At 50.5% G+C, this 25,687-nt stretch carries 32 protein-coding genes; 25 read left to right on the plus strand and 7 right to left on the minus strand.

The window, feature by feature from the left end; translation table 11 throughout:
* Nucleotides 1–238 precede the first annotated feature (238 nt).
* Complete coding sequence (locus EYY67_RS12290) at nucleotides 239–1,225, plus strand: replication initiation protein (protein ID WP_119825736.1); 987 nt, start codon at nucleotides 239–241, stop codon at nucleotides 1,223–1,225.
* A 377-nt stretch (nucleotides 1,226–1,602) separates the two neighbouring features.
* Here the strand turns inward: EYY67_RS12290 and EYY67_RS12295 are convergent, their stop codons facing one another.
* Both EYY67_RS12295 and EYY67_RS12300 read right to left on the minus strand, forming a co-directional pair.
* Complete coding sequence (locus tag EYY67_RS12295) at nucleotides 1,603–2,595, minus strand: phage integrase (protein ID WP_131693603.1); 993 nt, start codon at nucleotides 2,593–2,595, stop codon at nucleotides 1,603–1,605.
* Nucleotides 2,595–3,170 carry a phage repressor protein CI gene (locus EYY67_RS12300; RefSeq protein WP_131693604.1) on the minus strand — a complete coding sequence of 192 codons (576 nt, stop codon included), beginning with the start codon at nucleotides 3,168–3,170 and terminating at the stop codon, nucleotides 2,595–2,597. The genes EYY67_RS12295 and EYY67_RS12300 overlap by 1 nt, the downstream gene beginning before the upstream one ends.
* Before the next feature lie 133 nt (nucleotides 3,171–3,303).
* On the opposite strand from EYY67_RS12300, the gene EYY67_RS12305 reads away from it, so the two are divergent.
* The 7 genes from EYY67_RS12305 to EYY67_RS12335 all read left to right on the plus strand — a co-directional run bounded on the left by EYY67_RS12305 (nucleotide 3,304) and on the right by EYY67_RS12335 (nucleotide 7,477).
* A complete protein-coding gene (locus EYY67_RS12305; RefSeq protein WP_131693605.1) occupies nucleotides 3,304–3,564 on the plus strand; it encodes a hypothetical protein in 261 nt (86 codons plus the stop codon).
* Nucleotides 3,565–3,594: 30 nt separating this feature from the next.
* Nucleotides 3,595–4,101 carry a phage regulatory CII family protein gene (locus EYY67_RS12310; protein ID WP_131693606.1) on the plus strand — a complete coding sequence of 169 codons (507 nt, stop codon included), beginning with the start codon at nucleotides 3,595–3,597 and terminating at the stop codon, nucleotides 4,099–4,101.
* A 2-nt stretch (nucleotides 4,102–4,103) separates the two neighbouring features.
* Nucleotides 4,104–4,274, plus strand: coding sequence for a phage filamentation protein Fil family protein (locus tag EYY67_RS12315; protein WP_122096233.1), 171 nt, complete (start codon nucleotides 4,104–4,106; stop codon nucleotides 4,272–4,274).
* A 7-nt stretch (nucleotides 4,275–4,281) separates the two neighbouring features.
* The gene (locus EYY67_RS12320; RefSeq protein WP_120134823.1) at nucleotides 4,282–4,584 is read left to right on the plus strand and encodes a hypothetical protein; all 303 of its coding nucleotides are present in this window, start codon (nucleotides 4,282–4,284) and stop codon (nucleotides 4,582–4,584) included.
* A gap of 67 nt (nucleotides 4,585–4,651) precedes the next feature.
* Nucleotides 4,652–4,930, plus strand: a complete 279-nt coding sequence (locus EYY67_RS12325) for a DUF2732 family protein (protein ID WP_410175526.1) — start codon at nucleotides 4,652–4,654, stop codon at nucleotides 4,928–4,930.
* A complete protein-coding gene (locus tag EYY67_RS12330; protein WP_131693607.1) occupies nucleotides 4,930–5,154 on the plus strand; it encodes a TraR/DksA family transcriptional regulator in 225 nt (74 codons plus the stop codon). Before EYY67_RS12325 ends, EYY67_RS12330 begins: the two co-directional genes overlap by 1 nt.
* A gap of 79 nt (nucleotides 5,155–5,233) precedes the next feature.
* Nucleotides 5,234–7,477: a replication endonuclease gene (locus tag EYY67_RS12335; protein ID WP_131693608.1), complete on the plus strand. Its 2,244-nt coding sequence runs from the start codon at nucleotides 5,234–5,236 to the stop codon at nucleotides 7,475–7,477.
* A gap of 801 nt (nucleotides 7,478–8,278) precedes the next feature.
* On the opposite strand, the gene EYY67_RS12345 is transcribed toward EYY67_RS12335, so the two are convergent.
* From EYY67_RS12345 to EYY67_RS12360, 4 genes are all read right to left on the minus strand, one after another.
* Entirely contained in the window at nucleotides 8,279–8,845 is a 567-nt protein-coding gene (locus EYY67_RS12345; RefSeq protein ID WP_131693610.1) for a hypothetical protein, read from the minus strand.
* The gene (locus EYY67_RS12350; RefSeq protein WP_131693611.1) at nucleotides 8,829–9,917 is read right to left on the minus strand and encodes a hypothetical protein; all 1,089 of its coding nucleotides are present in this window, start codon (nucleotides 9,915–9,917) and stop codon (nucleotides 8,829–8,831) included. Before EYY67_RS12350 ends, EYY67_RS12345 begins: the two co-directional genes overlap by 17 nt.
* A gap of 226 nt (nucleotides 9,918–10,143) precedes the next feature.
* Complete coding sequence (locus EYY67_RS12355) at nucleotides 10,144–11,175, minus strand: phage portal protein (protein ID WP_131693612.1); 1,032 nt, start codon at nucleotides 11,173–11,175, stop codon at nucleotides 10,144–10,146.
* Nucleotides 11,176–11,334: 159 nt separating this feature from the next.
* Nucleotides 11,335–13,101, minus strand: a complete 1,767-nt coding sequence (locus tag EYY67_RS12360; protein ID WP_131693613.1) for a terminase ATPase subunit family protein — start codon at nucleotides 13,099–13,101, stop codon at nucleotides 11,335–11,337.
* Between the two features lie 144 nt (nucleotides 13,102–13,245).
* Between EYY67_RS12360 and EYY67_RS12365 the strand changes: the two genes are divergently transcribed.
* The 13 genes from EYY67_RS12365 (at nucleotide 13,246) to EYY67_RS24895 (ending at nucleotide 21,054) form a co-directional block, all read left to right on the plus strand.
* On the plus strand, nucleotides 13,246–14,097 hold the full coding sequence (locus EYY67_RS12365; protein WP_131693614.1) for a GPO family capsid scaffolding protein: 852 nt from the start codon (nucleotides 13,246–13,248) through the stop codon (nucleotides 14,095–14,097).
* A 46-nt stretch (nucleotides 14,098–14,143) separates the two neighbouring features.
* The gene (locus EYY67_RS12370) at nucleotides 14,144–15,208 is read left to right on the plus strand and encodes a phage major capsid protein, P2 family (RefSeq protein ID WP_131693615.1); all 1,065 of its coding nucleotides are present in this window, start codon (nucleotides 14,144–14,146) and stop codon (nucleotides 15,206–15,208) included.
* Between the two features lie 11 nt (nucleotides 15,209–15,219).
* On the plus strand, nucleotides 15,220–15,876 hold the full coding sequence (gpM, locus tag EYY67_RS12375) for a phage terminase small subunit (RefSeq protein WP_131693616.1): 657 nt from the start codon (nucleotides 15,220–15,222) through the stop codon (nucleotides 15,874–15,876).
* Nucleotides 15,877–15,971: 95 nt separating this feature from the next.
* Nucleotides 15,972–16,445, plus strand: coding sequence for a head completion/stabilization protein (locus tag EYY67_RS12380; protein WP_131693617.1), 474 nt, complete (start codon nucleotides 15,972–15,974; stop codon nucleotides 16,443–16,445).
* On the plus strand, nucleotides 16,445–16,648 hold the full coding sequence (locus EYY67_RS12385; RefSeq protein WP_131693618.1) for a tail protein X: 204 nt from the start codon (nucleotides 16,445–16,447) through the stop codon (nucleotides 16,646–16,648). Before EYY67_RS12380 ends, EYY67_RS12385 begins: the two co-directional genes overlap by 1 nt.
* A gap of 5 nt (nucleotides 16,649–16,653) precedes the next feature.
* Nucleotides 16,654–16,863 carry a phage holin gene (locus EYY67_RS12390; protein ID WP_131693619.1) on the plus strand — a complete coding sequence of 70 codons (210 nt, stop codon included), beginning with the start codon at nucleotides 16,654–16,656 and terminating at the stop codon, nucleotides 16,861–16,863.
* A complete protein-coding gene (locus EYY67_RS12395; RefSeq protein ID WP_131693620.1) occupies nucleotides 16,844–17,353 on the plus strand; it encodes a lysozyme in 510 nt (169 codons plus the stop codon). The genes EYY67_RS12390 and EYY67_RS12395 overlap by 20 nt, the downstream gene beginning before the upstream one ends.
* A complete protein-coding gene (gene lysB / locus EYY67_RS12400) occupies nucleotides 17,353–17,778 on the plus strand; it encodes an Rz-like lysis system protein LysB (RefSeq protein ID WP_131693621.1) in 426 nt (141 codons plus the stop codon). The genes EYY67_RS12395 and lysB overlap by 1 nt, the downstream gene beginning before the upstream one ends.
* Nucleotides 17,663–17,911 carry an Rz1-like lysis system protein LysC gene (gene lysC / locus EYY67_RS24735; RefSeq protein WP_242675599.1) on the plus strand — a complete coding sequence of 83 codons (249 nt, stop codon included), beginning with the start codon at nucleotides 17,663–17,665 and terminating at the stop codon, nucleotides 17,909–17,911. Before lysB ends, lysC begins: the two co-directional genes overlap by 116 nt.
* Nucleotides 17,874–18,341 carry a phage tail protein gene (locus tag EYY67_RS12410; RefSeq protein WP_131693622.1) on the plus strand — a complete coding sequence of 156 codons (468 nt, stop codon included), beginning with the start codon at nucleotides 17,874–17,876 and terminating at the stop codon, nucleotides 18,339–18,341. Before lysC ends, EYY67_RS12410 begins: the two co-directional genes overlap by 38 nt.
* Entirely contained in the window at nucleotides 18,334–18,792 is a 459-nt protein-coding gene (locus tag EYY67_RS12415) for a phage virion morphogenesis protein (RefSeq protein ID WP_131693623.1), read from the plus strand. The genes EYY67_RS12410 and EYY67_RS12415 overlap by 8 nt, the downstream gene beginning before the upstream one ends.
* 617 nt (nucleotides 18,793–19,409) lie before the next feature.
* Nucleotides 19,410–20,627 (plus strand): hypothetical protein, encoded by a 1,218-nt coding sequence (locus tag EYY67_RS12420; RefSeq protein ID WP_131693624.1) that lies wholly within the window; start codon nucleotides 19,410–19,412, stop codon nucleotides 20,625–20,627.
* Between the two features lie 202 nt (nucleotides 20,628–20,829).
* The gene (locus EYY67_RS24895) at nucleotides 20,830–21,054 is read left to right on the plus strand and encodes a hypothetical protein (protein WP_131693625.1); all 225 of its coding nucleotides are present in this window, start codon (nucleotides 20,830–20,832) and stop codon (nucleotides 21,052–21,054) included.
* A gap of 1,000 nt (nucleotides 21,055–22,054) precedes the next feature.
* On the opposite strand, the gene EYY67_RS12430 is transcribed toward EYY67_RS24895, so the two are convergent.
* The gene (locus tag EYY67_RS12430; RefSeq protein WP_131693626.1) at nucleotides 22,055–22,888 is read right to left on the minus strand and encodes a tetratricopeptide repeat protein; all 834 of its coding nucleotides are present in this window, start codon (nucleotides 22,886–22,888) and stop codon (nucleotides 22,055–22,057) included.
* A 526-nt stretch (nucleotides 22,889–23,414) separates the two neighbouring features.
* Between EYY67_RS12430 and EYY67_RS12435 the strand changes: the two genes are divergently transcribed.
* The 4 genes from EYY67_RS12435 to EYY67_RS12450 all read left to right on the plus strand — a co-directional run.
* The gene (locus tag EYY67_RS12435) at nucleotides 23,415–24,056 is read left to right on the plus strand and encodes a phage baseplate assembly protein V (RefSeq protein WP_131693627.1); all 642 of its coding nucleotides are present in this window, start codon (nucleotides 23,415–23,417) and stop codon (nucleotides 24,054–24,056) included.
* A complete protein-coding gene (locus EYY67_RS12440) occupies nucleotides 24,053–24,403 on the plus strand; it encodes a GPW/gp25 family protein (RefSeq protein WP_131693628.1) in 351 nt (116 codons plus the stop codon). Before EYY67_RS12435 ends, EYY67_RS12440 begins: the two co-directional genes overlap by 4 nt.
* A gap of 3 nt (nucleotides 24,404–24,406) precedes the next feature.
* Entirely contained in the window at nucleotides 24,407–25,315 is a 909-nt protein-coding gene (locus EYY67_RS12445; protein ID WP_131693629.1) for a baseplate assembly protein, read from the plus strand.
* The coding region (locus EYY67_RS12450; protein WP_131693640.1) for a phage tail protein I at nucleotides 25,308–25,687 on the plus strand (380 nt) is incomplete at its 3' end. The genes EYY67_RS12445 and EYY67_RS12450, both read left to right, overlap by 8 nt.

The following is a 25,687-nucleotide window of genomic DNA, read 5'->3' on the forward strand; positions in this document are numbered from 1 at the left end:
ACGATCCTCCGGCTTTAAAGTGGAGTAATTTCCTGTAAAAAGTCTGACGATCCAGTGTGTTAAAAAAAGGATCCCTGATGGCGCGGAAAACCTTATGTGGAGATTTTTCCTGATCAGACTTTTCGGATCCTTATTTAATTGACTGATTTTAAAGGAGTAAATAACCATTGTTTTTGCTTTACGACAGCATTTTTTATGTGGAATAATTTACCTACTTTCCACTTATGGATCCTGCTACATGGAACTGAATAAACTCACCGTAGTTCAGGGGAATGATCTTCTTGAAGGCGCTTACAGCGTCACTCTGGACGAAATGCGCCTGCTTAACCTGGCGCTGGCGCAAATTGATAGCAGGAAACCTCAGCCAGATACGCTTTATCGACTTTTCCCTCAGGATTATCAGCGGATCTACGGGGTAAACCCGACAAGCAGCCATCGCCAGTTACGCGAAGCAGCTGAAAGCCTGATGAAAAAGCCGGTCACCATTTACAAACCGGACATCAAAACCGGCAAGGTTCGTACCGTCCAGCTTTCCTGGTTCTCGCGTCTCGAATACGTAAGCAGTGACGATCACAGCGCGGTGGTGCTGCGGTTCGGTCAGGACGTTGCGCCGTATCTCTATGAACTTAAAGAGTCTTTTACCAAGCTGAATTTTGCGAACATTGCGAAACTCGACACCCCGTTCTCTGTGCGCCTGTATGGCTGGCTCATCAAAGCTAAGAACCTCTACGGGCGTCGCAGCGGTAAAGCCATCGAAGTGACGCTGGATCTCAACTGGATGCGCGAGAAGGCCGGTCTGGCGGGTAAATACGAGGACTATCGTGACTTCCGCCAGAAACTGCTTGAGCCGACGATCAACCGGATCAACGCCAATACCGATATCTCCGTCGTCTGGGAGCCGGTGAAGCAGGGCAGAACCGTGGTATCCATCAAGTTTGCCTATGTGGATGAATCCGCACCAGAAGCCAGCAAACCGCTGCGTCCGCGCTTACCACGTCGCCCGCGTGCGGTGGCCGGTTCAGCACTGGAAGGCGAGTGGGCGCGCCGCTGTATCACCATCTTCGAAGAGTATCGTGAAAAATTAAGCGCTTACGATGTCGAAGAGAAAGCCACGCTGCCGGATCTGCGTAAGCTTTCTGGCTGGTACAAGATGATTGGTGAGAAGAATAAACAAAAAGAGATCCTCGCCGAAGTCAGTTCACGTAGCAAAAAGACCGCAGCCTGATCGTACGTCATCCCCTTTTAAACGAACGGCGTATCTTCACTGAGATACGCCGTTTTTCTTTGGCCAGAATCGGAGGGAAGCAGGGGAGGCACTGACGTTATCTCTTTTACAGTGGGTCCTACGGAGTTAGTGAGTGCTCACTGGGTGTGATCAGGAAATTATTCCACATTAGCCGTTTTGGTGGCTTTTCCACCTTACTGTTTAAAAGCTATAAGCCATACATTCTGAAAAAGGATCTTTTAAGGCACAAAACCCAGTGCGGAAGCCTGTTTCTAACGTATATGCAGGCTTACAATGTAAGTGAGTACTGACTCCACTAGCCACTCTTAACCTTTAAATGCCACCATGCACCATCTGCACCGCCATTTTATCGCCATTTAAGCCAGAGGGTTTAGCCTCACGGCTTCTTCAAGGTGCTCGGGTGCAAAATGGGCATAACGCATTGTCATTTTGATATCGGTGTGGCCGAGAACACGCTGCAAAACGAGAATGTTCCCCCCTTTCATCATGAAGTGTGAAGCGAACGTGTGGCGGAGCACATGCGATGACTGGCCTGCAGGTAACTGTATATCGGTGCGTTGCAGGGCAGAGCGAAACTCACGGTAGCAGTCTTCGAAAAGCCTCCCGCTCTTTACTGCTGGTAACGAGTCGTAAAGGTCTTTACTGATCGGAATCGTTCGATTCTTACGGCCTTTGGTTTTGGTATATGTGACCTTATATTCCGTCACCTGGCTTCTGCTTAATTCCTGAGCCTCTGACCAGCGTGCCCCCGTTGAGAGGCATAGTTTTACGATACATTCTAAGTCACCGTTACCTTCACTCCTGCATTCCGCCAAAAGTTGCTCTATCTGTTCTTTTGTCAGAAAAGCCATTTCGCTTTCATCTGTGCGGAACGGCCGTACATTCTTGATCGGGTTTTCACCTTTCCATTCTTCAAGGCGAATAAGCTCATTAAAAACAGCTCTAAAATATGCCTGTTCAAGATTGATGGTTTGTGGGGTGATCTTCTTCACTCTGTTGCCGCGTGAAAAATCCCCTAAAAGTCTCTTCTCCCGATACCGGGAAAACATCTTTGCATCGAATTCCCTGGCAAGTGGTTCGCCCATGCAAACAGAAGCGTGTGTCATTACGGCGAGACGTCTGTCTGCATCTTTAAGCGTAAGGCCATGGGCGTAGTACCAGATTTTCAGCACTTCTATCAGAGTGCGGTTATCGTCCTTTTCATCCTGCCAGGGTTTGGTAATGGTGTGCTGCTCGAAGGCCAATGCTTCGCCTTTGGTGGCGAATTTCTTGCGTATACGTTTACCCTTTGCACCGTTCGGATAAAGCTCGCACAGCCACCATCCATCGGCCTGTTTTCTGACCGCCATCAATTAACCTCTGTATAAATTCCTATCACACGACCAAGCGTTTTTATCTCATCAATTCCGCATTCAAAAGGGACTTTGCCACCAGCAACGTGCAACCTCCTTGCCGGTAATAGCGTTAAGTCACGGATGCTGATTGAACCCTCAATATCTACTAACCAAATTCCATCAGAAAGCGTTGCTGCTTGCTCGACCACATGGGTCTTTCCATCAGACTTGACGCACTGCGGGCGCGTAAGAGGCTTACCAAAAAGTGCAGAGTCAATATTCAAAACAGTCTCATTACAGAGCTTCCCTTCGCTTAATGTGAATAATTTCAATTCACAAACATCAAGTCTCGGCTTATCTGAGCTGAATTTTGGGCCTTCACCGGAGATGAGCCAAAGAAGATTAGCCCCAGTATCCAGTGAGCACTTTACGGCAAAGTCATATGAGATGGTGCCGCGTGTGTACCTATTTTGCAGCGAACTTGCAGCTATATCGAAGTGCCGCGCTAACTGGATTTTTTGATGAAAACCGTAAACTTCACAAATCCTATCGAGTAATGCTTCGTTGTTAACTTCGGCATCTAAAATCATGAAATGCTCACCTGAGTATTTACATATGCTATGTCTAGCATTATGATTAGTTTAAATCGCATGCTATTGACGGCGAAAGGTGGCAAACCGTGACAGTCAATGGCAATCATTAGTTAATAGGGAATGATGCATTATGACAGCTCTCATTACAATCAAGATCCCCCGCACAACTGTGCACCCAGAAGAATTCGCAGCCCTTGAAGGTGTATCCGTCCGCACCGTTTATCGCCAGACGACCGGCGAAAACCCTCGCATTCCAATCGAACCGCGCACTATCAAGAAAGGCAACAAGCGTGCCGGTGGTCCAATCAGAATTCTTTACGCTCGTTACAAAGAAATGGAAGCCAAAAAGAATCTTGGTCATTCACGGTTTCAAATCGTAATTGGCGATTAATTCACATTAAGTGAATTTTGAGAGGTAAACATGTTTGATTTTCAGGTTTCCAACCAGCCGCACTTCGATAACGCGTGTCGTGCTTTTGCCGTTCGTCACAACCTGTCAAAACTTGCTCGCACTATTGGAATGAAAGAACAGACCCTGCGTAACAAGCTGAATCCTGATCAGGTTCATCAGCTTACTGCCATTGAAATTGCAGTGATCACCGATACCACCGAAGACGCAACCCTGATCGATGGGTTGCTGGCACAGATGAAATGTATGCCTGCGGTTCCAGTAAATGAGTTGGCCGAGGGGAATATTGCTACCTACACGCTTCACGCCACGGCGGCGTTGGGATCGGTTGCTGCAAGTGCGGCATCACCGGAAAGGCAAACTCGCCAGGTTAAAAACGCAATTATGGAAAGTGTGAACGCAGGGATCCGTCACTTGTCGCTGATCGGTTTGGCGATTCAGGGGCGGGTCGAAGGTTCACCGGTGCTGGCCTCTGCCGTTGGTGCCGTCGCCAGCGTTGCTACCAATGGGATGGTGTGATTATGCCGATCTCAATTGCACCACTTCTGAAACAGCAAAGCCCTTCACGGCATTTCGGCCATGGTTGCATTGAACTGCCAGGGGGAAAGCGTTGGAGTCCTTCACTGTCAAAAGCCACTGCCCTGCAGGCCGTGAGAAATTCAAAGCCGCTTTTAAAGCGCCTGTTTAGTTGAGGTGATTATGTTTTTAGGGAACGAAGAACATATCCAGATCGGTAAAAAGCATCTGACAAAAATTAAAGAGATGTTGGAACACAAAAAGAATGTAGCGCAGGAAACATTTGATAGTCAGCCGCTGCATATGCGTAAAACGATCTGCTTTCATGCTGGCCTGAAAAATCGCCACGTAGAAATGAAGTTTGCAGAATTAACGCCGACTGAGCGACATCAAGTGGTTGCGGCGCTGAATTCCTTACTTGGTTTAACGGAGTCACTTCCGAAATTTATTAGTGAAGATGACTGCAAGATAAATATCAGACACTAACCCGAACTGAAATTAATTGGCGTAAACCCGCCGGGCATTCTTTTGCCCAAAAACAGGAGTTTTACATATGAAAACAATGATTAATAAATCCCGACTCGGCTTTGCTGGCTTGCCTGTTGTCGGTTTTGATATGGGGTCGGCAGAAGGGGACTACACCGGCGAGCTGACCTTAATGCTCAATGCTGCACGTAACGATGAGCGCGGCAATCGTGCCCAGGTGTTTGCCTCACGTCTGGAGGCTATCGCCTGTTTCATCATCCAGAAAGAAATGACCGGAACCGAAGCTGCTGAGGCTTTACGTCAGGAAGCTACCCGTATTCAAAACGAATCGGGAGACCTGCACTAATGGCTGATGTGATCGACACCGCCCAGGAACGCGCTGACCTCATTCTTTCCGCCCAAATCCAGGCCGCCCGCGCAACTGTTGCAGGTGTTTCCGCAATGTTCTGCATCGAGTGCGATCGTCCGATACCGGAGGAACGCCGCGCAGCTCTGCCAGGCGTCGAGCTTTGCTTGTACTGCAAAGAGCTGGCTGAACTCAATGCCAAACACTACCGAGGCAACCAGTGATCATATTCGCGGTGGTGTTGCTCGTATTGGCCGCTATCAATGCGGGCTATCTGGTCATTGATCTCAAAGACGGCATGTAATGCAGACCAGCCGCTTCACTCCTCAGATTAAAACGCCCGCAGCTTGGGCGTTTCCCTGGAACAAACCACGTCAGGCCGTTTCTGGTCTTGAAAGACCGCTTACCCGTGATGAATACGATCAGGGGCAAGCTGTTTTAACCAAAGTAAAAACCCTCTCAACCGATCTCCGTGAAATCTTTACAGGCCGCTATACATATCTGCTGAAAGAGCAGGGCATTCACGCCGCCAATAAATATCTGGTTTATACCTTGGGGCGCAGCATTCTGCCGCGTGTAGATGCAGTCAATTCTGCACACGAAATGAATTTTCATGCTTCCATGAAATTCATGTCAGAGGCCGACTTCTATCACAGCCTGCCGAGCATGAGCGATAAACCGTTGCGCCGTTTCGCTCAGGACATCGCCGGACATCTGAAAGGGATTTATGAAGAACGTTGCGATCAGTTGCTTGCTCAGTACAACGGGGATAATTCGATTTTATTTGAGAGTGATACCCAGTGCGAGTTGTATAGCGAAATCACCGGGATGGCACAGGCTTTCAATGTCACGCCGATGTACTGGACAAGATTTTGCAAAGGCAAGCTGGATGCAGTTTCCGCTATCGCAGCCATGTCGCGCCTGGTTAATCCGGACTGGTGGTTACGCCAGTTTAAAGGTCAGCGCACCCGCTGGCGTGAATCGTTGCTGATCGCAATCGGCAAGGTTAACCGCGATGCTTCCCCCTATGCCAGTAAGCAGGCCATCCGTGAAGTACGTGCGCGACGCCTGTCGAATCTCGACTATCTGAAAAGCTGCGACCTGGAGAACGTCGAAACCGGCGAGCGTTTCAGTCTGATCGACAAAGTGATGGCAAGTATTTCAAACCCTGAAATCCGCCGCATGGAGTTAATGAGCACGATCGCCGGCACCGAAAAATATGCCGCTGCAAATGGCGACGTCGGGATGTTCCTGACCATCACCACCCCTTCTAAATATCACCCGACCCGCATGGTGGGTAAGGGCGATAAAAGGCGCGTTCAGCGAAATCACGCCTGGGACAAAGAAGCCTTTACCCCGAAAGATGCGCAGCGTTATCTGTGCGGGATCTGGAGCAAAATGCGCACCGCGTTCAAGGATAGCGGTCTGTCTGTTTACGGGATGCGCGTTGTCGAGCCTCACCACGATGCGACGCCGCACTGGCACATGATGTTATTCACTAAGCCCGCCATGCGTCAGCGGGTGATCGATATCATGCGCAAATACGCCATGAAAGAAGACGGTGACGAGCGCGGGGCGGCAAAGAACCGCTTTGACTGTAAGCACATGAACCGTGGCGGTGCGGCTGGCTATATTGCCAAATACATTGCAAAGAACATCGACGGTTATGCACTGGAAGGCGAGCGCGACCACGAAACCGGCGAGCTGCTGACAGATTCCGCTGCCGCTGTCACAGCCTGGGCTGCTACCTGGCGGATCCCCCAGTTCCATCCTATCGGGCTGCCAACCATGGGTTCATACCGTGAGTGCCGCCGCATCCGTTCCATTAGTCTGACTGAAACCTTTGACGAAGAAGTGGAAGCCGTTCGAGCTGCTGCTGATGCCGGTGATTTTATGGCTTACATGTCAGCCCAGGGCGGGGCAAATGTCCCACGTGACGACCAGACGGTGCGTGTCGCCCGCCGCGTTGCTGATGAGCTGAACGCATACGATGAGGAAGTGAAAAAGGTTGTGGGTATTTTCGCGCCTCACCTCGGCGACTCCCGTGTTTATGAAACCCGTACAACACAATGGCGGATCGTTTCTTCTGCCGTTGACGTTGAGGTTTTGACCTTAAAAAGCGCCTCCGGCGCGCCTCGGAGTCCTGTCAATAACTGTGGGTTAGGTGGAAAGAAACAGGCTACAAATTGGCGTGGTAGCCAGGGTGATAGCACCGCTACGGCGTACACTTCTGACAACCGGCGAGTTATTGACTGGACAGATACAGCCGCCGTGAGGGCGATTGTGGCGCGTATAAGGGAAGAAACACCGAAGGTGAGTAAGTTACAGCGAAGTTTTGACCCAACGAAAGCCCGGGACGTTGCTCCATCGGCAAGACTGACTGATGAGGAACGGGCGCGATTGCCTCAGATTGGACGGGAATTGATGAAAAACGGCATCACTGCGCATCGCTGGGAGCTGGAAGCATTAAGCCGCGGGGCGAAAGTTAGCTTTGGTGGTCTGGTTATGAGTTTTGAACCGCTGCACGATTGGGCTGAATTTGAATGATGTGTATCGAGCATAACGTTAGGGCGATGGATGATATCTATCGTTTTAGATATATAAATTTCAATAACATATAGATTTTTATGGAAATTATATTCATATGATTTTATAGTACTGTATAAACAAACAGTATTTTTTGGGGGCAGAATGGATTTTTTACACACGGCAGTACTATTGGAACGCATATCTTTGATTGCGAAACTTTCCACTCGCGTTGACTGCGATGCAGAAGAACGGGAGATGGTTGCTGCGTGGATTTCGGAAATGGCATCGTCAGCGAACGAGGAGCTGCTTAAAGTCATTTTTGACGTAAACGCCCCAGGAAAGATCCACTGAATTCCAAGTAAAAGGTTCTAAGTGAACGCCGCATGCACTATATGCATGGTTTTGCATGATCCCTAAAAGATCAAAAAAGACCTGATCACCCTTTGGGCAGGGCTTTGCGGCGTTCTGAGACATGCATTAAAAACGGTGAGTTAAGTCAGAAGCGGGCAGGCGGGTAACATTGCGCGCGCTGAGGTCTGTAGTACTAAAATGGATCTGCCAGTGGCAAACAGCAACGTGTTTTTCTGTTCGGTTGACTTTATACAGATGCGCCTCACATAGCGCTCAGCTGATGGAGGATGATGTATGAGACATAATGATTGCAGCGTATATTCAATCGCAACGAGGACAGAAAGCATTATGATGGAGTGAGGAGTAGGCCAAAACTTCCAAATTTTAATAAAAAAACCCCGCAGATTATAGCGAGGCTGAGTATTGCGAAATGATTTAGCTTGAATATAAAAACATTCTTATGAAAAATCATTCATCATCATTGTAATGATTGAAATAATCTTTTTCTTTTTGGCTAAATTCATCGTCTGCATTAAGTAATTTAAGCATAGCATCCCTTTCTGCATTCTTTTTTCGTCTAATTATAATGGCTGCTTTTAATTCAGATAACGCGACATCAAAATCACGAAGTGAAATAGATGATAGAAAAGCAACGAATAATAATGATACAGATAAAGCTCCCAAGTAACGAGAGTATTCAATATCGTCCTTTATTACATTGAATAAAAATATAACAGCGCCACTAAGTATGTAAAAAATCATCCACAGCCATATATTTTGAATAAACAAAGATATGCTTTTACTTAACCTGCCGGTCTCAACTGAATTCAGCCCATCATTATCAATTAGCTTCTCGAACTTACTTTTTAAATTCCACGCGTAGGTTATTAGAGGGGTCAAAACCCCACCGCTAATCAGAAGTTGTAACCAACCATTCAGATTCTCTATTCGTTCTGGCTCTGAAAAATAATAAAAAGAGCAGCAGAATACTAAGAGAAAAAGAACTCCCCTAATAACTTTACTCAGCTTCAGCATCTAATTCGCCCAACCGAATTTGTTCAATCAACCATTCACGAATCTTCATGTATAGCTCCTCAGGATCGGCTATTCCATTGATAAACTTAAGCTTAATTTTTTTGCTGATTACTAAGTTGTCTCCTTTGATTTTTCCGACTTTATCGAGTGTTAATTCGACATCTTCCGGATGACTATGCCTAAGGGCTTGGCTGATATTGTTGATTAACTCCTGAGAAGTTTTTTTAGCTTTATAGTTATAGCTAATTTCTACAGAAACATTTATATTCCCTTTGTCAATAGCATCTCCGGAGAATATTTCATCTGTAAGGCCGTAATTCTCGCGTTCTCTATCTGAAAACAACACTTTTATTATATCAAGACCCATTCCTTTAGGGGTCACTTTAACATGATTTGCTTTAATCGTCTCAGAAGTCATTTGGGTTCTGGCGTCTTGAATGGATACACCATCTAAAGTTTCCACTAACGGAGTACCAATTCTTATTTTTTTAGTATTATTATTCATAATCTTTTCTCTTTGCTGCTTAGGTAACTCAGCATTGAGCATTACAGAACCTTTATTTATTACACCAGATGTTTTTAGCAACCATGTAATATATTTCTCAAGTTCCCTTGTTCTGAGTATAGGGGATTGAATCAATACAACGTGGTTATTTAAAAATGCCATATGCATTATGGAATCTAAAAATTCACGTCTTTTACCATCGACTGATGCTGGTGGGGCTATCTGATCGATAGATAGGAAAGATGCGCTTTCATCAATTGTTATAATACTTTTGTTGGTGCCATCGCTATAACGAACTAACTCATCAAACAGTATACTCCATCTCTCAATTTTATTGTTCATGAAGTGGCGTGCCTGTTGAACATCACCATCTTCGCCGTCATGACTATCTACGCTTACAATTTGGTATCGGTCCTTCACGACTGATAGGCGGCTAAGTGCTGTCGCCACCATTTCTTGCAGAGTCTGATTTACGTTTTCACCAATAATTTTCGCGATGCGATAGTGAAGAGTTTTGTCTTTGTATTCAATGATAGGTTCTTTGATTGCTGTAATTTTCTGAGTCATATTTAAAATCCTTGTTTTTTTTAATAAGTTACTACATGTACAGAAATTCACAACCAACCAAACATCATAAACCTGCTCTGCCGATAATCTCTTACGTCTGTCTATCTCATATCGGGGAATTTTTTTCCTCAACTCTTTAAATACTGGACTCAGGACAACAAAGTTATTGCATCCTCACCCCTAGTGATTTCACATCTCCTATATGTCCCATGTCGATTTTACGGGCTTAATCCCGCGTCAGCTCATAACAACTAAACCTGATCACCTCCTCCCCAAACCACGCATTCAACTCCTTAAACCGTTCCTGCAACGGCGTCAGCTCATTACGGACAAACACCTGTGACGCTTTAACCGAATCACCAAAACCGCCGCTGTTCTCCGGAATGATCCCCATCATCTGCGGCGGAACGCGGTGCGCGCACAGCAAATCGTTCTGGCTGGCTTTCTTAATATTGAAGAAATCGTCTTTGGTCGCAACTTCACTCAGCGGCAGAATCTTGATCCCGTCTGGTTTACCGTTCGGTGCGTACATGAACAGATTGCGGAAATTCCCCAGCCCTTTCGTGTCCCGCATCGCTTTGCGCATCTGATCGATGTCTGAGCTGCTTTGCGCCGCGTCGGTCATATACAGGATATATCCGGCGTGTGCGCCGTTCTGGTAATACTTGCGGCGGAACAGGGTCGCGGCCTCATTGAGCCAGGCAGAGTTCAGGGCGCTGAGATATTCCGGCAGGCCGTATAGCTCCTGATTAATGTCCGGTTCAATAAGATGAAACACGCTACCGGTTTCGAACTGATGCGCTTCTTTCCATTGCTGCACAAACCAATAGGTGTCTGGCTCAACTCCTCGGCGTGCATATTTTGCAGGCACAGTTTTCATCACCACGGCGTCGCCGAGCTGGTTGCGGATCACCTCCAAAAACGCATTCCCAAACACCAGGTAGTCCAGGGCGAACCGACTGAATTCTTGCTGGGATAACAGTAGGTGCGGGACAAAGGTCGAAGCCAGAATATTACGTTTCACATACAGCGATGAGCTGTGATGCACCGCTGCCCGCAGCGTGCGAGCCAGGCCGTCAAAGCTGATCGGCGGCTCATACCACTGGCCGTTCCCGGTGCATTCGATGTAATCCAGGATTTCGCGGCGGTCTAATACCGGCGTCGGATCGCCAAAGCTGAACGCCTCCGCGCCGCCGTTATGCTGTGCGGTTGCGGTGACTGCGGCTTGTGCTGCCTTTCGAAATCTACGCTTAGCCACGGTGATCACCTTTTGTCTGTTTGTTGCTTGTGTGAATAGCTGTCTGGTACAGGTCGCGGAATTCATACGCTGATGGCTGATGTATCAGGCGACGCGTTTCGCTGGAAATATCCTTGCCAGTCCAGGCGTTTTTGTGTGTGTCGGTGTGAGTGGTTTTCATTAGTAAAACTCCAGAATGTTAGGGCTTTGGCCGCCGCTGGCGGCGGTCAGAGGTTCGTTAAGCAGTGCGTGCATGATTGCCCAGGCGACATCGGCATGGCTGGCTTCCTCGCTGCGGCTTGCCTCATAGGTTGAACGGCTGCCGCTGGCGGTCATGGTTTTGCGGATCGCCATGAATGACGACGTGATGTCTTTGTGGTTGGTGTCGTATTCAAGGCGTCCGGACGTGATGGTGTCTTTGGCTTTCAGTACCATTTTCGTTTTGGTTTCGGGGCTATACCTGATTTCCATCGCAGCGGGGAAGAACTGCCGGACAAGCTGGAAAACCCCCTGGCCGATGCCGGTGGCGTCCACGCCGATGTATTCCACGCAGTAGCGTTTCGTTAACTCCTCAATGCTTTTTGCCTGGGCGGCAAAGTCCATCCCCTTCCACTGGTGGCGTTCCAGCACGCGGAACTTACCGCCGTCCACCAGCGGCGGAGCCACCACGGCACAGCCTGCGCTGTCGCCGGTGTGCGACGGGTCGTAACCAATCCAGACGGCGCGATAGCCAAACGGACGCACGGCGAACGGGCTGAAATCCTCCCATTCCTCAGCACTCTCCACCATGCACCGTTGCAGCTCGGCGAACGGGAACACCGACGCCTGATCGTCAACAAATTCACACATGAACAGGTTGCGGAAATCCTCGCTGCTGTTCTCCTGTTTCAGCGTGTCGATGTTGAACAGGTTGCAGCCCCCGGCTAGCGCATCCTCAATGGTGACGATTTGCCGCCACTGGCCGTCCTCGCAAAGGCGGCCTTTCGCCAGGGCGTGATGGCCGATATCCAGTTCAATCCTGTCGTTCGGATTTTCCCGCCCCTTGTTAAACAGCTCACCTGACCAGAACGGATAAGCACCGTGCGTCAGTGCTGACGGCGTGGAGAAATAGGTGGTGCGCAGATGTTCCTGCGACGCCATACCGCTGGCGACCTTGCGCAGTTTCTGGAAGTTGGGGATCCAGAAGATTTCGTCCACGTACAGGTCGCCGTTGTGGCTTTGTGCGGTGTTGGAATTGGTGCCTAAGAAAATCAGTTTTGCGCCATTGTTGCCGAGCACAATCGGGTCGCCGGTCAGCTCGACATCAACCTGGCGGGCAAACTGTATGATGTACTCACGAAACACGTAAGCCTGGGTCTTACTGGCTGACAGGAAAATCTGGTTATGGCCGGTTGTCAGGGCGCGCAATAACGCCTCCCGTGCAAAAAAGAACGTTGCACCAATCTGGCGGGATTTGAGGATGTCACGGATCCGATGTTTAAGCCCCGCGTCGTACCAGATACGCTGATACCGGAAGCACTGAGAAAGAAAAATATCCTCCAGTTTTTCCAGCGCCTCGTCGCTGAAAAAGTTCTTAGTCGGCTTCTTACGTTCTCCCTTGTTCCGGTTGGCAACGTTCGGGTTTAAATCCACCTCATTCCCGCTCTGGCCGTAGCGGTTCACCCTTGCCAGGCGTTCCATTAACCGGCCTAACGCCTCCATTTCCTTGTAATCCGCATTCCCTTTGACGTCTTTGACCGTGAGCTGGATCAGCCGCGCTTCCAGGCTGGATTCAACGCGTGAAATCGGCGCGGCGTTCTCCCACGCATCGCGGGTTTTCCAGCTCTGCACCGTCGGTATTTTTTGGTTCAGCAGTTCCGCAATCTGACGGACAGAAAACCCCTGCCAGTAAAGCAGTGCCGCCTGTCGCCGTGGGTCGCTGATGAGGGTTGAGTTTGTCATTTTCATGACTGCCACGTTAACGAGCGGCCTGCTGATTTTCCTGCTGTCCACGTTGTGCCATCGGGCAACAACCCGCATCGGCTGGCGGTGTCGGGCGTGTGTCGGGAAACTTGGATTTCTCAGAAGCACACACCGACTGGAGTCATAAACATGGCAACAAAAGCGAAGCGTTTTCGCATCTGTACCGAAGGGGCGACCACCGACGGCCGCGAAATTACACGCGACTGGATTGAACAGATGGCGGCGACTTATGACCCGAAGGTCTACGGCGCACGCATCAACATGGAGCACATCAAGGGCTATTTCCCTGACAGTGCGTTTCGTATGTACGGCGATGTCACCGGCGTTTACGCCGAAGAAGTGGCTGACGGTGCCCTGAAAGGCAAGCTGGCACTGTATGCCGATATTGACCCGACGCCGGATTTAGTCTCGATGGTGAAAGCCCGCCAGAAGGTTTACACCTCTATCGAAGTTAACCCCTCGTTTTCCGACACCGGCAAAGCCTATCTGATCGGCCTGGCCGTGACCGACAGCCCCGCAAGCCTCGGCACCGAGTACCTGCAATTCAGCGCGAAGGCACAGCAGAACCCGCTGGCAGGCCGTAAGCAAAGTGCAGACAACCTCTTTACCGCCGCCGAAGAAACGGCGTTCGAGTTTGTGGAAGAAACACCGGCTGCGCCGTCGCTGTTCTCCCGCGTGAAACAACTGCTTTCCAGCAAATCCGCCTCAGACGATGCCCGTTTTAAAGACGTGCATGACGCGGTGGAAGTGGTGGTGGAACACGTCGAAACCGGCCTGAAAGCCACTGATGAAAAGCTGTCCGCGCTGGAGGGCACCGTGACGGAACGTCTGAACGCGCTGGAGAAATCGGCGAAAGACGATCGCGAACAGTTCAGCACGCTGAAAGGCAAGCTGGAGAAATCCGCGCCGCAGAACTACACGCAGCGTCCCGTTTCAAGTGGCGGCGGCAAGGGTGATGCAGCCAATTTCACCGACTGCTGAGTACAACACTCGCTATTAATCCGTTAACCAATTTGGAAAAAAACGCATGAAACAAACTACCCGTTTTCAATTTAACGCCTTCCTGTCCCGTATTGCTGAGCTGAACTCTGTGGACACCGGCGACCTGAATAAAAAATTCAGCGTGGAGCCGTCGGTGACGCAGACGTTGATGACCCGCGTGCAGGAATCCTCCGCGTTCCTGCAGATGATTAACATCGTGCCCGTGGATGAAATGAAGGGGGAAAAGGTTGGCGTGGGCGTGTCTGGTTCGATTGCCAGCACCGCAGACACCAGCGGCACCGGTGAACGCCAGACGGCTGACTTCAACACCCTGACCGCTGAGGGTTATGAGTGCCGCCAGACGAACTACGATTTCCATTTCCGCTACGCCACGCTCGATCTCTGGGCGCGCTATCAGGATTTCCAGGCGCGTTTACGTGACGCCATCGTGAAACGTCAGGCACTGGATCGCATCACCATCGGCTTTAACGGCGTGAAGCGTGCGGCAACGTCAGACCGCGTTAAATATCCGTTGTTGCAGGACGTGAACGTGGGCTGGCTGCAAAAGTACCGTGAGAATGCGCCGGAGCGCGTGATGAGCAAAATCCTCGGTGACGATGACGCCGTGATTTCTGCCACCGTCCGCGTCGGTGCCGGTGGTGACTTTGAGAACCTGGACGCGCTGGTGATGGATGCCACCAACAACATGGTTGACCCGATTTATCAGGATGATACCGGCCTGGTGGTGATCTGCGGCCGTCAGCTGCTGGCAGACAAGTATTTCCCGCTGGTGAATAAGGCGCAGGAGAACTCCGAAAGCCTGGCTGCGGATATGATCATCAGCCAGAAGCGCATCGGTAACTTACCGGCGGTGCGCGTGCCCGGCTTCCCTGCCAATGCGTTCCTGATCACCCGCCTGGATAACCTGTCCATTTACTGGCAGGACGGCACACACCGTCGTCACATCGAAGAAGTGCCGAAGCGTGACCGCATCGAAAACTACGAGTCCATTAATGAGGATTTCGTGGTGGAAGACTATCGCGGCGGCTGCCTGGTCGAAAACATCCAGCTCGGCACCTTCAAAACCACCGCACCTGAATCAGCGGAATAAAGGGGGACGCCATGATTAGTCCTTGCCGTCGTCACATGTTGCGACAGTCAGCCATCAACGCGGCGCAGCAGGCTGCCGGTCAGATGAGCCAGGCCACCGGCTACGAGTTGCTGCTGCAAAAACTGAATGCGGATAAACAGGCACTGAGCAAACACCAGTCCTTCCAGGCAAAAGCGGAGCTGAAACGCACGCTGCTGCCGGAGTATGCCCCGTGGGTGTCGGGCGTACTTGCCGAAGGGAACGGCGCACAGGATGCCATCCTGATGACCGTGATGATCTGGCGGATTGATGCCGGTGATATCGCCGGTGCGCTGAACATTGCCCGTTACGCATTTAAGCACCGGCTCGCGATGCCGTTCGGCACCCGTACGGCGGGCTGCGCTTTCACTGAGGAAGTGATCGACCAGGCAGCCCGCACCCGTGCCGCCGGTGAGCCGGTCAGTATTGACCTGATGCTGGAAGTGCTGGAACTGACTGACAGTGAGGATATGCCCGATAAAGTCCGTGCGCAGTTGCACAAGCTTATCGGCTATCTCTACCGCGACGGCGGCAAGGATACGTTAGCCCTGGAGCGTCTGAAAAGTGCCTTAATTCTCGACGGCAAAGCAGGCGTAAAAAAAGATATTGAGCGTCTGGAATCCGCCATTAAAAAGGCATCCGGAAGCTAAAAGGAATGCGCCCCGCGCAGGGCGGCACGCCAGCCGCGACGGGTCTTTGACCTTGCTCAACGCTGGCGTCCACCGCCCCCTATTCAGAGGTCACTATGTCGTCTCTTGTTATACCTGCACCAAAGCCGGACGCCGCGACGGAACCCGCGATTAAGAACACCCATTTCTGGCCGGATGTCGATCCGGTTGAGCTGCGCGACACGCTGCGCCTGGAGGGCACTGTCACCGCTAAGCGGCTGCGAAATGCCGCAAAGTTTGCCATGACCGAAGTGAATGCCGAGCTGTTCAGCTTTCGTGATGCGCAGATTGCCCAGGGGTACAAAAGTCTGGCTGATGTTCCTGCTGATCAGATTGACGATGAAAGCGTGAAGGTCTGCGCCTATCAGCGCGCCGTGGCGTCTATCGCGGCGGCCTTTCTGGCAGAACGTTACCCGAACAGCGACACCACCGACGCAGGCAGCAAAAAGGCGGTGATTGTTGAAAGCACGGTTGATGACTTGTGGCGTGATGGCCGCAATGCGATCAGCGACGTCGCCGGTGTGTCTCACTGCATTATCGGGCTGCTCTGATGAAAATCCATGCCGAACAGGGCGACACCGTGGATTCGCTCTGCTGGCGGTACTACGGGCGCACGGGGTCGGTCGTTGAGCAGGTTTACGCGGCTAACGTTGGGTTGGCCGCACAGGGGGCAATTTTGCCCCATGGCTACGCGGTGGAGCTGCCGGATATTACCCAGGCCGCAGTCAGTGAAACCGTTTCACTTTGGGACTGATGACCATGGAGCGCATCACCTCGTTTATCTGTTACTGCGTCGCGGCCTTTCTTGCCTGGCTCGGCGCGATGTCACCGCAGGATATCGCCTTTCTGGTGGGGGCGGGCGTCGGCGTCGCCACCTTCCTGGTGAACTGGTACTACCGCCGCAAAACCTACCGCCTGCTGAAAGAAATGGGCGTCAGTGGAGAAATCAATGCAGCCATCAATCGTTAGGCGCTGCGCCGTCCCCGCCGTCCTGGCGATTGCCGCGCTGCTGCCGCAAACGCCAACGCTGAAAACGTCCGCCGCCGGTCTGGCACTGATTGCTGATTTTGAAGGCTGTCGTCTGTCGGCCTACCAGTGCAGCGCGGGCGTCTGGACAAACGGCATCGGGCACACCGCAGGCGTGAAGCCGCAGACCCAAATCAGCGAACGTCAGGCCGCCGTTAACCTGGTGGAAGACGTGATGCGGGTGGAGAAAGGCATTGCACGCTGTATGCCGGTTGCCATGCCGCAGCCGGTGTATGACGCCGTGGCGTCCTTTGCGTTTAACGTGGGCGTGACGGCGGCCTGCAAGTCCACACTGGCGTTTTTCATCAACAAAGGCCAATGGCGGGATGCCTGCGAGCAGTTGCCGCGCTGGGTGTTTGTGAACGGTGTCCGCGTCACCGGCCTGGAACGCCGCCGCGCGAATGAGCTGGCCTACTGCCTGCGGGGAGTCTGATGCGCATTTTAATTTTGTTACTGCTGGCCGCCTGCGCACTGGCGGGGCTGCAAACCTGGCGTATCGGTGGCCTGCATGATGAAGCCGACCAGGCGCAGCGCATTATTGGCACATTGTCCGCCGGTATTGAAAGCCGCGACAACGCCATCAACCGCCTGAACGATGATGCCGCAGTGCGGGAACGCCAGGAACAAAGCCTGCGCACCCAACTCTCACATGCGGGGCAGTTGGCGCGGGATCGTGAATACCACATTCAAAGGTTACTTAATGAAAATCAGGAAATGCGTGACTGGTACGGCGCTCGTCTGCCTGACGGCATTAGCCGGATGCACGCACGTCCCGCCTTTGCCAGCGCCGCAGATTATTTACGTTGGCTGTCCGGCGGTCACGAGCTGCCCGATACCGGCAAGCTCACCGGCCACTAACGGCGATTTAAGCAGTGATGTCAGAAACCTGGAGGCTGCGCTGACCGCCTGCGGCCTCCAGGTGGAAGCGGTCAAACAATGCCAGGAGGAACACCGTGTTAAAACCCGCACAACTACGAAAAGCGTTAACTGACGCGGTGCCGGTGCTGCAAACCAGCCCCGACACATTGCGGATGTTTGTGGATAACGGGCGTATCGTTTCCACGTTAGCCAGTTCGCTGTCGTTTGAATATCAGTATCAGGTGGAGTTGCTGGTCACCGACTTTGCACAGGACAGCGATCTGATCATGGTGCCGGTTCTGGCCTGGCTGCGTGAGCATCAGCCGGACATTATGGCGACACCGGAAAAGCAGCAGACCGGCTTTAAATTTAAGGCCGATATGCTCAATGATGGCAGTTGCGACATTGCCGTTTATTTACAGCTCACCGAGCGCGTGATCGTCAAACAGATTGATGCCGGTCTGCACGTTGAACACTTCCCGGAACCGCCGCTGCCGGAGCCGGTGGAAAGGCCGCGTGAGTTGTATCTGCACGACGAGTTAGTGAGTCAGTGGCATGAGTGAACTGTCAGCGTTTGATACCCGATTGGCGGGATTGATTGCCGCGCTCTCACCGCAAAGCCGGAAGGCAATGGCGGCGACGATTGCGAAGCGTCTGCGCAAACATCAGCAGCAGCGCATTAAGCAGCAGGTCACGCCGGAGGGGCAGCCCTTCACACCGCGCCGCCCGCAGCCTTTGCGGGCAAAGAAAGGCCGCATCAAGCGGGAGATGTTCGCCAGATTGCGCACCGCAAAATACATGAAAGCTAAAGGCACCGCTGACGACGCGGTGGTGGAATTCACCGGTCAGGTGCAGCGCATGGCGAAGGTGCATCAGTACGGGCTGCGGGATCGCCCGTCCGTCCGTGCAAAAGAAATGCAGTATCCGGCGCGCCCGCTGTTAGGACTGGACGCGGAGGATATGAAAATTGTGGAAGATGAATTGCTAAAACTTATTAGCTCAGACTTCAACTGACATAACTGCGGCACAGAGCCAAATCTAATCTTACAGGCAGCTCTGTGCTAGGAGTGGACATTTCACACTTCTGCTTATGTGGCCAAAATCGGTATTCCACTACATGCGTTGGCGGACGAGGCCACACAACGTTTCAGGTTGAGAGTGTAAAAACAATCCAGAGGCAAGCACTGGGCAGCATGCTGCCACAGCTTCGCATTCATCTGGCTAAGGGGGGAATGGACCGGAATAAGGCATACCAGCGTGATGGGGAATATCAGAATCGCTATAATCGCAGCCGCTCTCTCAATACTCATTTTTGTGAGGTATTAAATGGACTCTTCATTTGAAAGGTTTTAAAAATTCATTTCGCCTATTATTTTAGCTTGTCAGCGTTATAGATGTCATAACGATGATTGCAGTCGCAAACTTGATGAAAAACAAGCCTAAACGGCGCTATCATATCAAGGCTTTATTTTCAAGTGAGCTAGCCGGTTAAATTAAAATATATTCCGAAGAAAATCATTCCGCTTGCATTAAAACAAGTTGAGTCGCATCCTTTTTAAATTTATATTAGCCTGCACAGTAAATTTTATTGCTATCTCTAAGATAGTACTTAGCCTTCAAGGAAAGGAAAAATGAAATATAAAACAGTTTTGCTTTGCGCTATCGCTTTGGCCTTGGCCGGCTGCAATAAAAATGATATTGATTGCGGGGATCAATCAATTCAGTCTGATTTGCAGAACAGATTGTTCTCTGCGCTCGCTCTGGAGAGTGGCAGCGGTGAAAGCACTGACCAATTCAAACAACACATCACTATCAAGTTCACTGACCCTAAGCAGAATGATGAGAAAGCAACCGAAAAGGCTGCTCAGTGCACCGTAACCATAACAGCTTCGGATGCTCACACATCAGGTAAAGCATTAACCGGCCCGGTTAGTTATGAATTGTTTAAAAATGCTGACAACAAAATACAGCTTGATGCAGACTCTGTACGCAGCGGACTGAATTTGGCAAAACTGAAGGTAATTAAGATTGATGAAACACCAGAGCAAAAAAACTGGCGTGAAGCTCAAGAAAAGCAAAAAGCTGAAGAACAACGCCTAGATCAAGAGAAAAAAGCAGCCGAAGCGGCCAAAGTTGCAGAGTTAGAAAAGCAAATCATGGCTGCGAAAACCCTTGCAGATAGTGAATTCAAGCCCGTCACAAATGATAGTTTGATGTTACTATTTTTAGCAAATTCAGGGCGTAAAGTTACGGATGAAGAAAAGTTAGACCTGCTCAGCGAACGCTGGAATGCCGAGAAGGATCCATTTAAACGTAACGATATGAAGCAAGAAGAATTAAACAAGGCGAATGAGCAACTGTCCTCCTTTAAAGATATTAAATATATCAAGGTAAGTAAAATGCTGTCGCGCCTTAATAGTCGACAGGAGAGCGTCAAAAAAGAAATAATTACGGATGCCTACCTTGGAATTCGCAAACCTGAAGCATATGATTTCGAAAAAAAACACTTTCCAATCGAAGTCTCTGGCTGTGGTGACTCACTCAATTATGGACCACAAGAATTTTACAGAACGCGACAAAATGTCACGCTAATGCTTGAGAAAAGTGCAATTAAATGCAATATATCCCCAAGCAATGATGAAGAAGCCAGAAGTTTCTCCAGTATTCTGTCGAATATCCCACAAAATATTTTCAGTGCAGAAGGTACTGCATATTTAATGATAGATGGATATAATGCAGACAAGGTTGCTATCAATACCACATTAATTCGTGAAGATCTTGCTATTTACAAGAACCAGGTAGATGCGTTGAACGATAAAGCACCTGCGATAAAAGTCACATTAAATTAACTTACTGGCCTTTTACTGAAATGCGGGATGCCTTGACAACAGGATTTCCCGCATTCACTCAATAACCCGTAAAATGTAAGACCAGAATTTCTTAATTCATGCTTACATTAAAAATGGAGAAAGCCACTATTTTTAGTGGTAGCTACGTGAACGTTATTCATCTATTCTGCCTTTATCAGCGAGCGGATCGGAGTCACTCTTTGTGGATCATTCTTTACTCCAGAAACCCATCATTATCCTTATTCTCGTCCTCTGGATAATAGATGTACTCAGGACAAAGAAACAAAAACACTCTGACCCCGCCATTGAAGAAGCTTATTCCAGAGAGCGCCATGAATGGCGATATCTCAGATGGGGATTCCGGGCAATACAAATGGCAGCGACGACGTATATCTTAGTTCAGCTGATTCAGTTATTACTGAGATAGATACCACAGGCCTTGACAGAAACACCGAACTGTCCAGCCTGACAGTGGTTGTGCTTCAGTGGTAGCAGTTGAGAATGTCTCTAGTGCGCCAAATACAGTCATTCGCACCCTGAATCACTTCATATTGTATTTTCACATAAACTTCTCGAGGTTCAATATGTCTATACCCTTCACACCTATATTAATAGGCAGTGTCATCAACGCTATCCCGGTATTAGTGTTGTATTTTGTCGTCAGCAAGAATATTAAACGACTGGTCCCATTAGTCCTCCTTTCAATCATTTACTCAGTGGGAAACTCCGTGTATTGGATTTCTAACCACGTTGACCTGACGCTGATTATCACGTTTACCATCTTAGTAATCGCAGGTGTGATTTGTCTTGTATCTATACTCAGACGTGAAGGGAATAGACTGAAGTCATGGTCTCTCGCAAGTAGCGCTCTTATTCTATGTTCGATTATTCCATTCGTAAGGCTGCGATTGTTTTTGGAACAAGTCTCACCTACGTTTTTTTATCCGTTGATAGCAGTATTATTGGCTGTGGCTGTTCTTTCATTAGCTTTCGCCCGAGGTCTTGGTGGGCCATTGACTAACGGGGCTGCATATCCAAACGGAAATATATCTAAGGCTTATGCTACCAGGACAGAAATAGATACGGATTTAGCCATGAAAGGCAGAACTGTGTTGTCAGATACAAATCTGGATGAAGTCGAGCGAGCAAGATACCGTAAAGTCCTAGACGAGAGAGACAACGGATAACACAAGCTTTCAGTCGCCACGTTAACAGCGTGGCGATTTTCATATCAGCTAACCTGCCGCCCGTTTTGCATACACAATAATGTCCGCAGATCGCTCATAGCGGACGATTCACATCAGCATGTCTGCTTTTTGCCAGGTACTGACTTTGCTAAAATTGCTCCCTTGTGAGTTATGAAGGCAATTGGTTTCATAATTAAAAAAACGCCCAAAAATTTGGACGTTTTTATCATAAAGTAATACTTAAGCTGAACGTATTCTGTGAAAAGTCGCCTTCTGCTTGGTTGTTAATTTTAAAAGACCGCTGACCCCGATTGCACAGAAAAAGAAAATCAAAAAAAGCAAAACCCCTCCCTCAATGCCCGCGAAGTAGGCGGCAGCGGTGAGCACAGCAGATATACCCATCACGGGTAGAAAATATTTATTCTGCGATTTGTATTTAACTTCCGCTAAACACCCTTTACACACACTAACGCCATATTCACTATCAGTAAAACAGAATGGACAGGTAAGTCGATCCTTGTCTTTATCCATGTTTTTCTCATATTGCTGCATTTTACTGAGATTATCGCGCGCTCGAGCGTTACCCTGATTGGCAGCTTTAGTCCACAACTCGGTTGCCTTGGTATAATCGTGACGTCCAAAATACAATGTACCTAGCGCGACTATCGCATCCAGATGTCCCTGTTCTCCGGCCTTTGAATACCAATCCAAGGCTTTGTTTTCATTCTTCGGAACGCCCTTACCATAATCGTACATCGCTCCAAGGTTATATTGTGCCGAAACAAAACCTTGAGCGGCAGATTGTGCATACAACTCCACTGCTTTGGCAACATTCTGCGTAACGCCATAACCCTGTTGATACATTACCCCGAGGGCATTCTGTGCCGCAGCATTTCCCTGTTCGGCAGCAAGAGAGTATAACTCCACGGCTTTTGTGTAATTCAGAGGAACTCCATCACCGTCCCTGTACATCGTCCCTAGCTCTACTTGTGCGTCGAGATCACCTGATAAGGCAGCTTCAGAACAACGCTCGAAATCATTAGTCGCGAAATAATCCCCGTTCGAAATATTCATTTTAGATATATCCTCATCTGTGAGTTTCCAATACTAAAACTGACCTCTAAAATGAAATTTTCTATATTATTTTCAAGTGTTTATAGGAAATGATCAGTTGAGGTCAATGCCACATTAATTGAAGTGGGCTTGATGAAATATGCCCTGTCACCGAATTGTCACTTTAATGGAATTACAGGATACCGCTGAATATTGAATTATGTAATTTCTGGTAATGAAAGTAACTAACTTTATGATTTAGTCAAGAAAGGGATTCAATCAAAAACTCATTTTCGTGTTTTACTTTTCGAACAGAGAATCGTTAGATCGTCATTCGATGTCTTATAGTTATTTCAGTTCGTTGTCTGCTCATCAGCGGGATGTAACGGACTATGATGTCCGCAAGTGAATTCACGCCAAACATTTCAACGTTTTGAGTTTATCGCAACATAGATTTATGCCACGGTTAGTGATCCCCATGTTGTGCCATCAGCCATCAACCCGCCTTAAATTGTATGCCACCTGACAGGGCGGCATTCTTTTATCCATGAATACATCCATCCCTAACAACGACATTCCGCGCCTGCTGCGCAATCTGATCCGCATTGGCACCGTTGCCGAGGTGGATTTAGTTGCGGGCACCTGTCGCGTGAACACCGGCGGCAACGTCACCGACTGGCTGCACTGGCTGACCTCCCGCGCAGGGCGCTCGCGTTCCTGGTGGGCACCGTCTACCGGTGAACAGGTTTTATTGTTTTGCCTGGGCGGTGAGCTGGATACCGCCTTTGTGATGCCAGGCGTTTTCTCTGATGAATTCCCTGCGCCGTCAGCGTCAGCCGAAGCCGTACATGTCACTTTCCCTGACGGCGCGGTGATCGAGTACGAACCCAAAACCGGCGCACTGTTGGCAACCGGTATCAAGTCCGCCACGGTAAACGCGTCGGAAAAAGTCGCTGTGACTGCACCGGACATCACCTGCACGGCATCCACCCGCATCACGCTCGACACGCCGGAGGTGGTCTGCACCCACAAGCTCACCACGGGCAGTCTGGAGGTGAAACAGGGCGGCACCCTAACCGGCAACCTCACCCATTCCGGCGGCAGCCTGACATCAAACGGGGTTGTTGTGCATACCCATAAACACAGCGGCGTCCAGACGGGTGGCGGTCAGACTCAGGTGCCTTCATGACGAATGCGAAATACATCGGTCTGGCTCGCGACACGGGGCGCAGCGTCGAAGACCTGGCGCACATTCAGCAGTCGGTCAGCGATATTCTGCGAACGCCCGTCGGTTCCCGCGTCATGCGCCGTGACTATGGTTCACTGCTGTCTGAGCTGACTGATCGCCCGCAGAATGCGGCGCTGCGGCTGCAAATCATGGCGGCCTGTTACAGCGCGATTTTGAAATGGGAGCCACGCGTCAGCCTGACCGGCATCACTTTTGAAACGACGTTTGACGGGAAAGCCGTGGTGGAACTCACCGGCACCCGCAAAGACACGTCAGCCGCCATTTCCTTAACCCTTCCAGTGAGCTGAATTATGGCAACTATCGACCTGAGCCAGTTACCCGCCCCCGACGTGGTGGAAGTGCTGGATTACGAAATCCTCCTGGCGGAGCGCAAAGCCACGCTGGTCTCTTTGTATCCGGAGGAACAGCAGGCGGCGATTGCCCGCACGCTGACCCTGGAATCTGAACCCATCGTGAAGCTGCTGGAGGAAAACGCCTACCGCGAAGTGATCCTGCGTCAGCGGGTTAACGAGGCGGCGCAGGCGGTGATGCTGGCTTATGCCACCGGCGCAGACCTGGACAACATCGCCGCCACGTTCAGCGTGGAACGCCTGACTATTACGCCCGCTGATGATGACAGCGTGCCCGCCGTCGCGGCGGTGATGGAAAGCGATGCGGATCTGCGGGTGCGTGCGCAGCAGGCGTTTGAAGGGCTGAGCGTGGCGGGTCCGGTCGGCGCGTATGAGTATCACGGGCGCTCGGCTGACGGACGGGTGGCGGATATTTCGGTGGTAAGCCCATCGCCTGCCTGCGTGACGATTTCCGTGCTGGCACAGACCGGCGACGGCACCGCGCCTGATGATTTGCTGGCCGTGGTTCAGGCTGCGCTCAACGATGAGAACGTGCGCCCCGTGGCTGACCGCGTGACCGTCCAGTCTGCCAGCGTGGTGAATTACACCATTGACGCCGTGCTGTATCTGTTCCCTGGTCCGGAAGCCGAACCCATCCGCGAAGCCTCGGAGGCAAAACTGATTGCCTACATCACGGCGCAGCACCGGTTAGGCCGCGACATCCGGCTGTCGGCGATTTATGCCGCGCTGCACGTTGAAGGTGTGCAACGGGTGGAGCTGAAAAGCCCGCTGGCCGACATTGAGCTGGATAAAACCCAGGCGTCATTCTGCACCGCCTATACGCTGGCGGTGGGTGGTTACGATGAGTGATCGCCTGCTGCCCGTCGGTTCCTCGGCGCTGGAGGTTGCCGCCGCCGACGCCTGCGCCGCGCTTGAAAACGTGCCGGTGCCGCTGCGGCAGCTTTGGGATCCGCTGACCTGTCCGGCAAAGTTTTTGCCTTATCTGGCGTGGGCGCTGTCGGTTGACCGCTGGGATGAAAACTGGCCTGTCTCCACCAAGCGCCGCGTGATCCAGTCGGCCTGGTTCATTCACTGCCACAAGGGCACGGTGGGCGCAATCCGGCGCGTGGTGGAGCCGCTCGGCTACCTGATTAACGTGACCGAATGGTGGGAAACCGGCGACGAACCCGGCACGTTTCGCCTGGATATTGGCGTGCTGGAAACCGGCATCACCGAAGAAAT

It is taken from the genome of Rahnella victoriana (assembly GCF_004330295.1).
GTDB lineage: Bacteria > Pseudomonadota > Gammaproteobacteria > Enterobacterales > Enterobacteriaceae > Rahnella > Rahnella victoriana.

Coding starts and splice junctions, on each gene's coding strand:
- EYY67_RS12345 (WP_131693610.1), bottom strand. CDS start 8,845: ATGCTGAAGCTGAGTAAAGTTATTAGGGGAGTTCTTTTTCTCTTAGTA.
- EYY67_RS12305 (WP_131693605.1), top strand. CDS start 3,304: ATGACAGCTCTCATTACAATCAAGATCCCCCGCACAACTGTGCACCCA.
- EYY67_RS12395 (WP_131693620.1), top strand. CDS start 16,844: ATGCAGCCATCAATCGTTAGGCGCTGCGCCGTCCCCGCCGTCCTGGCG.
- EYY67_RS12315 (WP_122096233.1), top strand. CDS start 4,104: ATGCCGATCTCAATTGCACCACTTCTGAAACAGCAAAGCCCTTCACGG.
- EYY67_RS12390 (WP_131693619.1), top strand. CDS start 16,654: ATGGAGCGCATCACCTCGTTTATCTGTTACTGCGTCGCGGCCTTTCTT.
- lysB (WP_131693621.1), top strand. CDS start 17,353: ATGCGCATTTTAATTTTGTTACTGCTGGCCGCCTGCGCACTGGCGGGG.
- EYY67_RS12385 (WP_131693618.1), top strand. CDS start 16,445: ATGAAAATCCATGCCGAACAGGGCGACACCGTGGATTCGCTCTGCTGG.
- EYY67_RS12320 (WP_120134823.1), top strand. CDS start 4,282: ATGTTTTTAGGGAACGAAGAACATATCCAGATCGGTAAAAAGCATCTG.
- EYY67_RS12420 (WP_131693624.1), top strand. CDS start 19,410: ATGAAATATAAAACAGTTTTGCTTTGCGCTATCGCTTTGGCCTTGGCC.
- EYY67_RS12440 (WP_131693628.1), top strand. CDS start 24,053: ATGACGAATGCGAAATACATCGGTCTGGCTCGCGACACGGGGCGCAGC.
- EYY67_RS12350 (WP_131693611.1), bottom strand. CDS start 9,917: ATGACTCAGAAAATTACAGCAATCAAAGAACCTATCATTGAATACAAA.
- EYY67_RS12415 (WP_131693623.1), top strand. CDS start 18,334: ATGAGTGAACTGTCAGCGTTTGATACCCGATTGGCGGGATTGATTGCC.
- EYY67_RS12365 (WP_131693614.1), top strand. CDS start 13,246: ATGGCAACAAAAGCGAAGCGTTTTCGCATCTGTACCGAAGGGGCGACC.
- EYY67_RS12445 (WP_131693629.1), top strand. CDS start 24,407: ATGGCAACTATCGACCTGAGCCAGTTACCCGCCCCCGACGTGGTGGAA.
- EYY67_RS12300 (WP_131693604.1), bottom strand. CDS start 3,170: ATGATTTTAGATGCCGAAGTTAACAACGAAGCATTACTCGATAGGATT.
- EYY67_RS12295 (WP_131693603.1), bottom strand. CDS start 2,595: ATGGCGGTCAGAAAACAGGCCGATGGATGGTGGCTGTGCGAGCTTTAT.
- EYY67_RS12310 (WP_131693606.1), top strand. CDS start 3,595: ATGTTTGATTTTCAGGTTTCCAACCAGCCGCACTTCGATAACGCGTGT.
- EYY67_RS12330 (WP_131693607.1), top strand. CDS start 4,930: ATGGCTGATGTGATCGACACCGCCCAGGAACGCGCTGACCTCATTCTT.
- EYY67_RS12435 (WP_131693627.1), top strand. CDS start 23,415: ATGAATACATCCATCCCTAACAACGACATTCCGCGCCTGCTGCGCAAT.
- EYY67_RS12325 (WP_410175526.1), top strand. CDS start 4,652: ATGAAAACAATGATTAATAAATCCCGACTCGGCTTTGCTGGCTTGCCT.
- EYY67_RS12360 (WP_131693613.1), bottom strand. CDS start 13,101: ATGAAAATGACAAACTCAACCCTCATCAGCGACCCACGGCGACAGGCG.
- gpM (WP_131693616.1), top strand. CDS start 15,220: ATGATTAGTCCTTGCCGTCGTCACATGTTGCGACAGTCAGCCATCAAC.
- EYY67_RS12430 (WP_131693626.1), bottom strand. CDS start 22,888: ATGAATATTTCGAACGGGGATTATTTCGCGACTAATGATTTCGAGCGT.
- EYY67_RS12290 (WP_119825736.1), top strand. CDS start 239: ATGGAACTGAATAAACTCACCGTAGTTCAGGGGAATGATCTTCTTGAA.
- EYY67_RS12370 (WP_131693615.1), top strand. CDS start 14,144: ATGAAACAAACTACCCGTTTTCAATTTAACGCCTTCCTGTCCCGTATT.
- EYY67_RS12335 (WP_131693608.1), top strand. CDS start 5,234: ATGCAGACCAGCCGCTTCACTCCTCAGATTAAAACGCCCGCAGCTTGG.
- EYY67_RS12380 (WP_131693617.1), top strand. CDS start 15,972: ATGTCGTCTCTTGTTATACCTGCACCAAAGCCGGACGCCGCGACGGAA.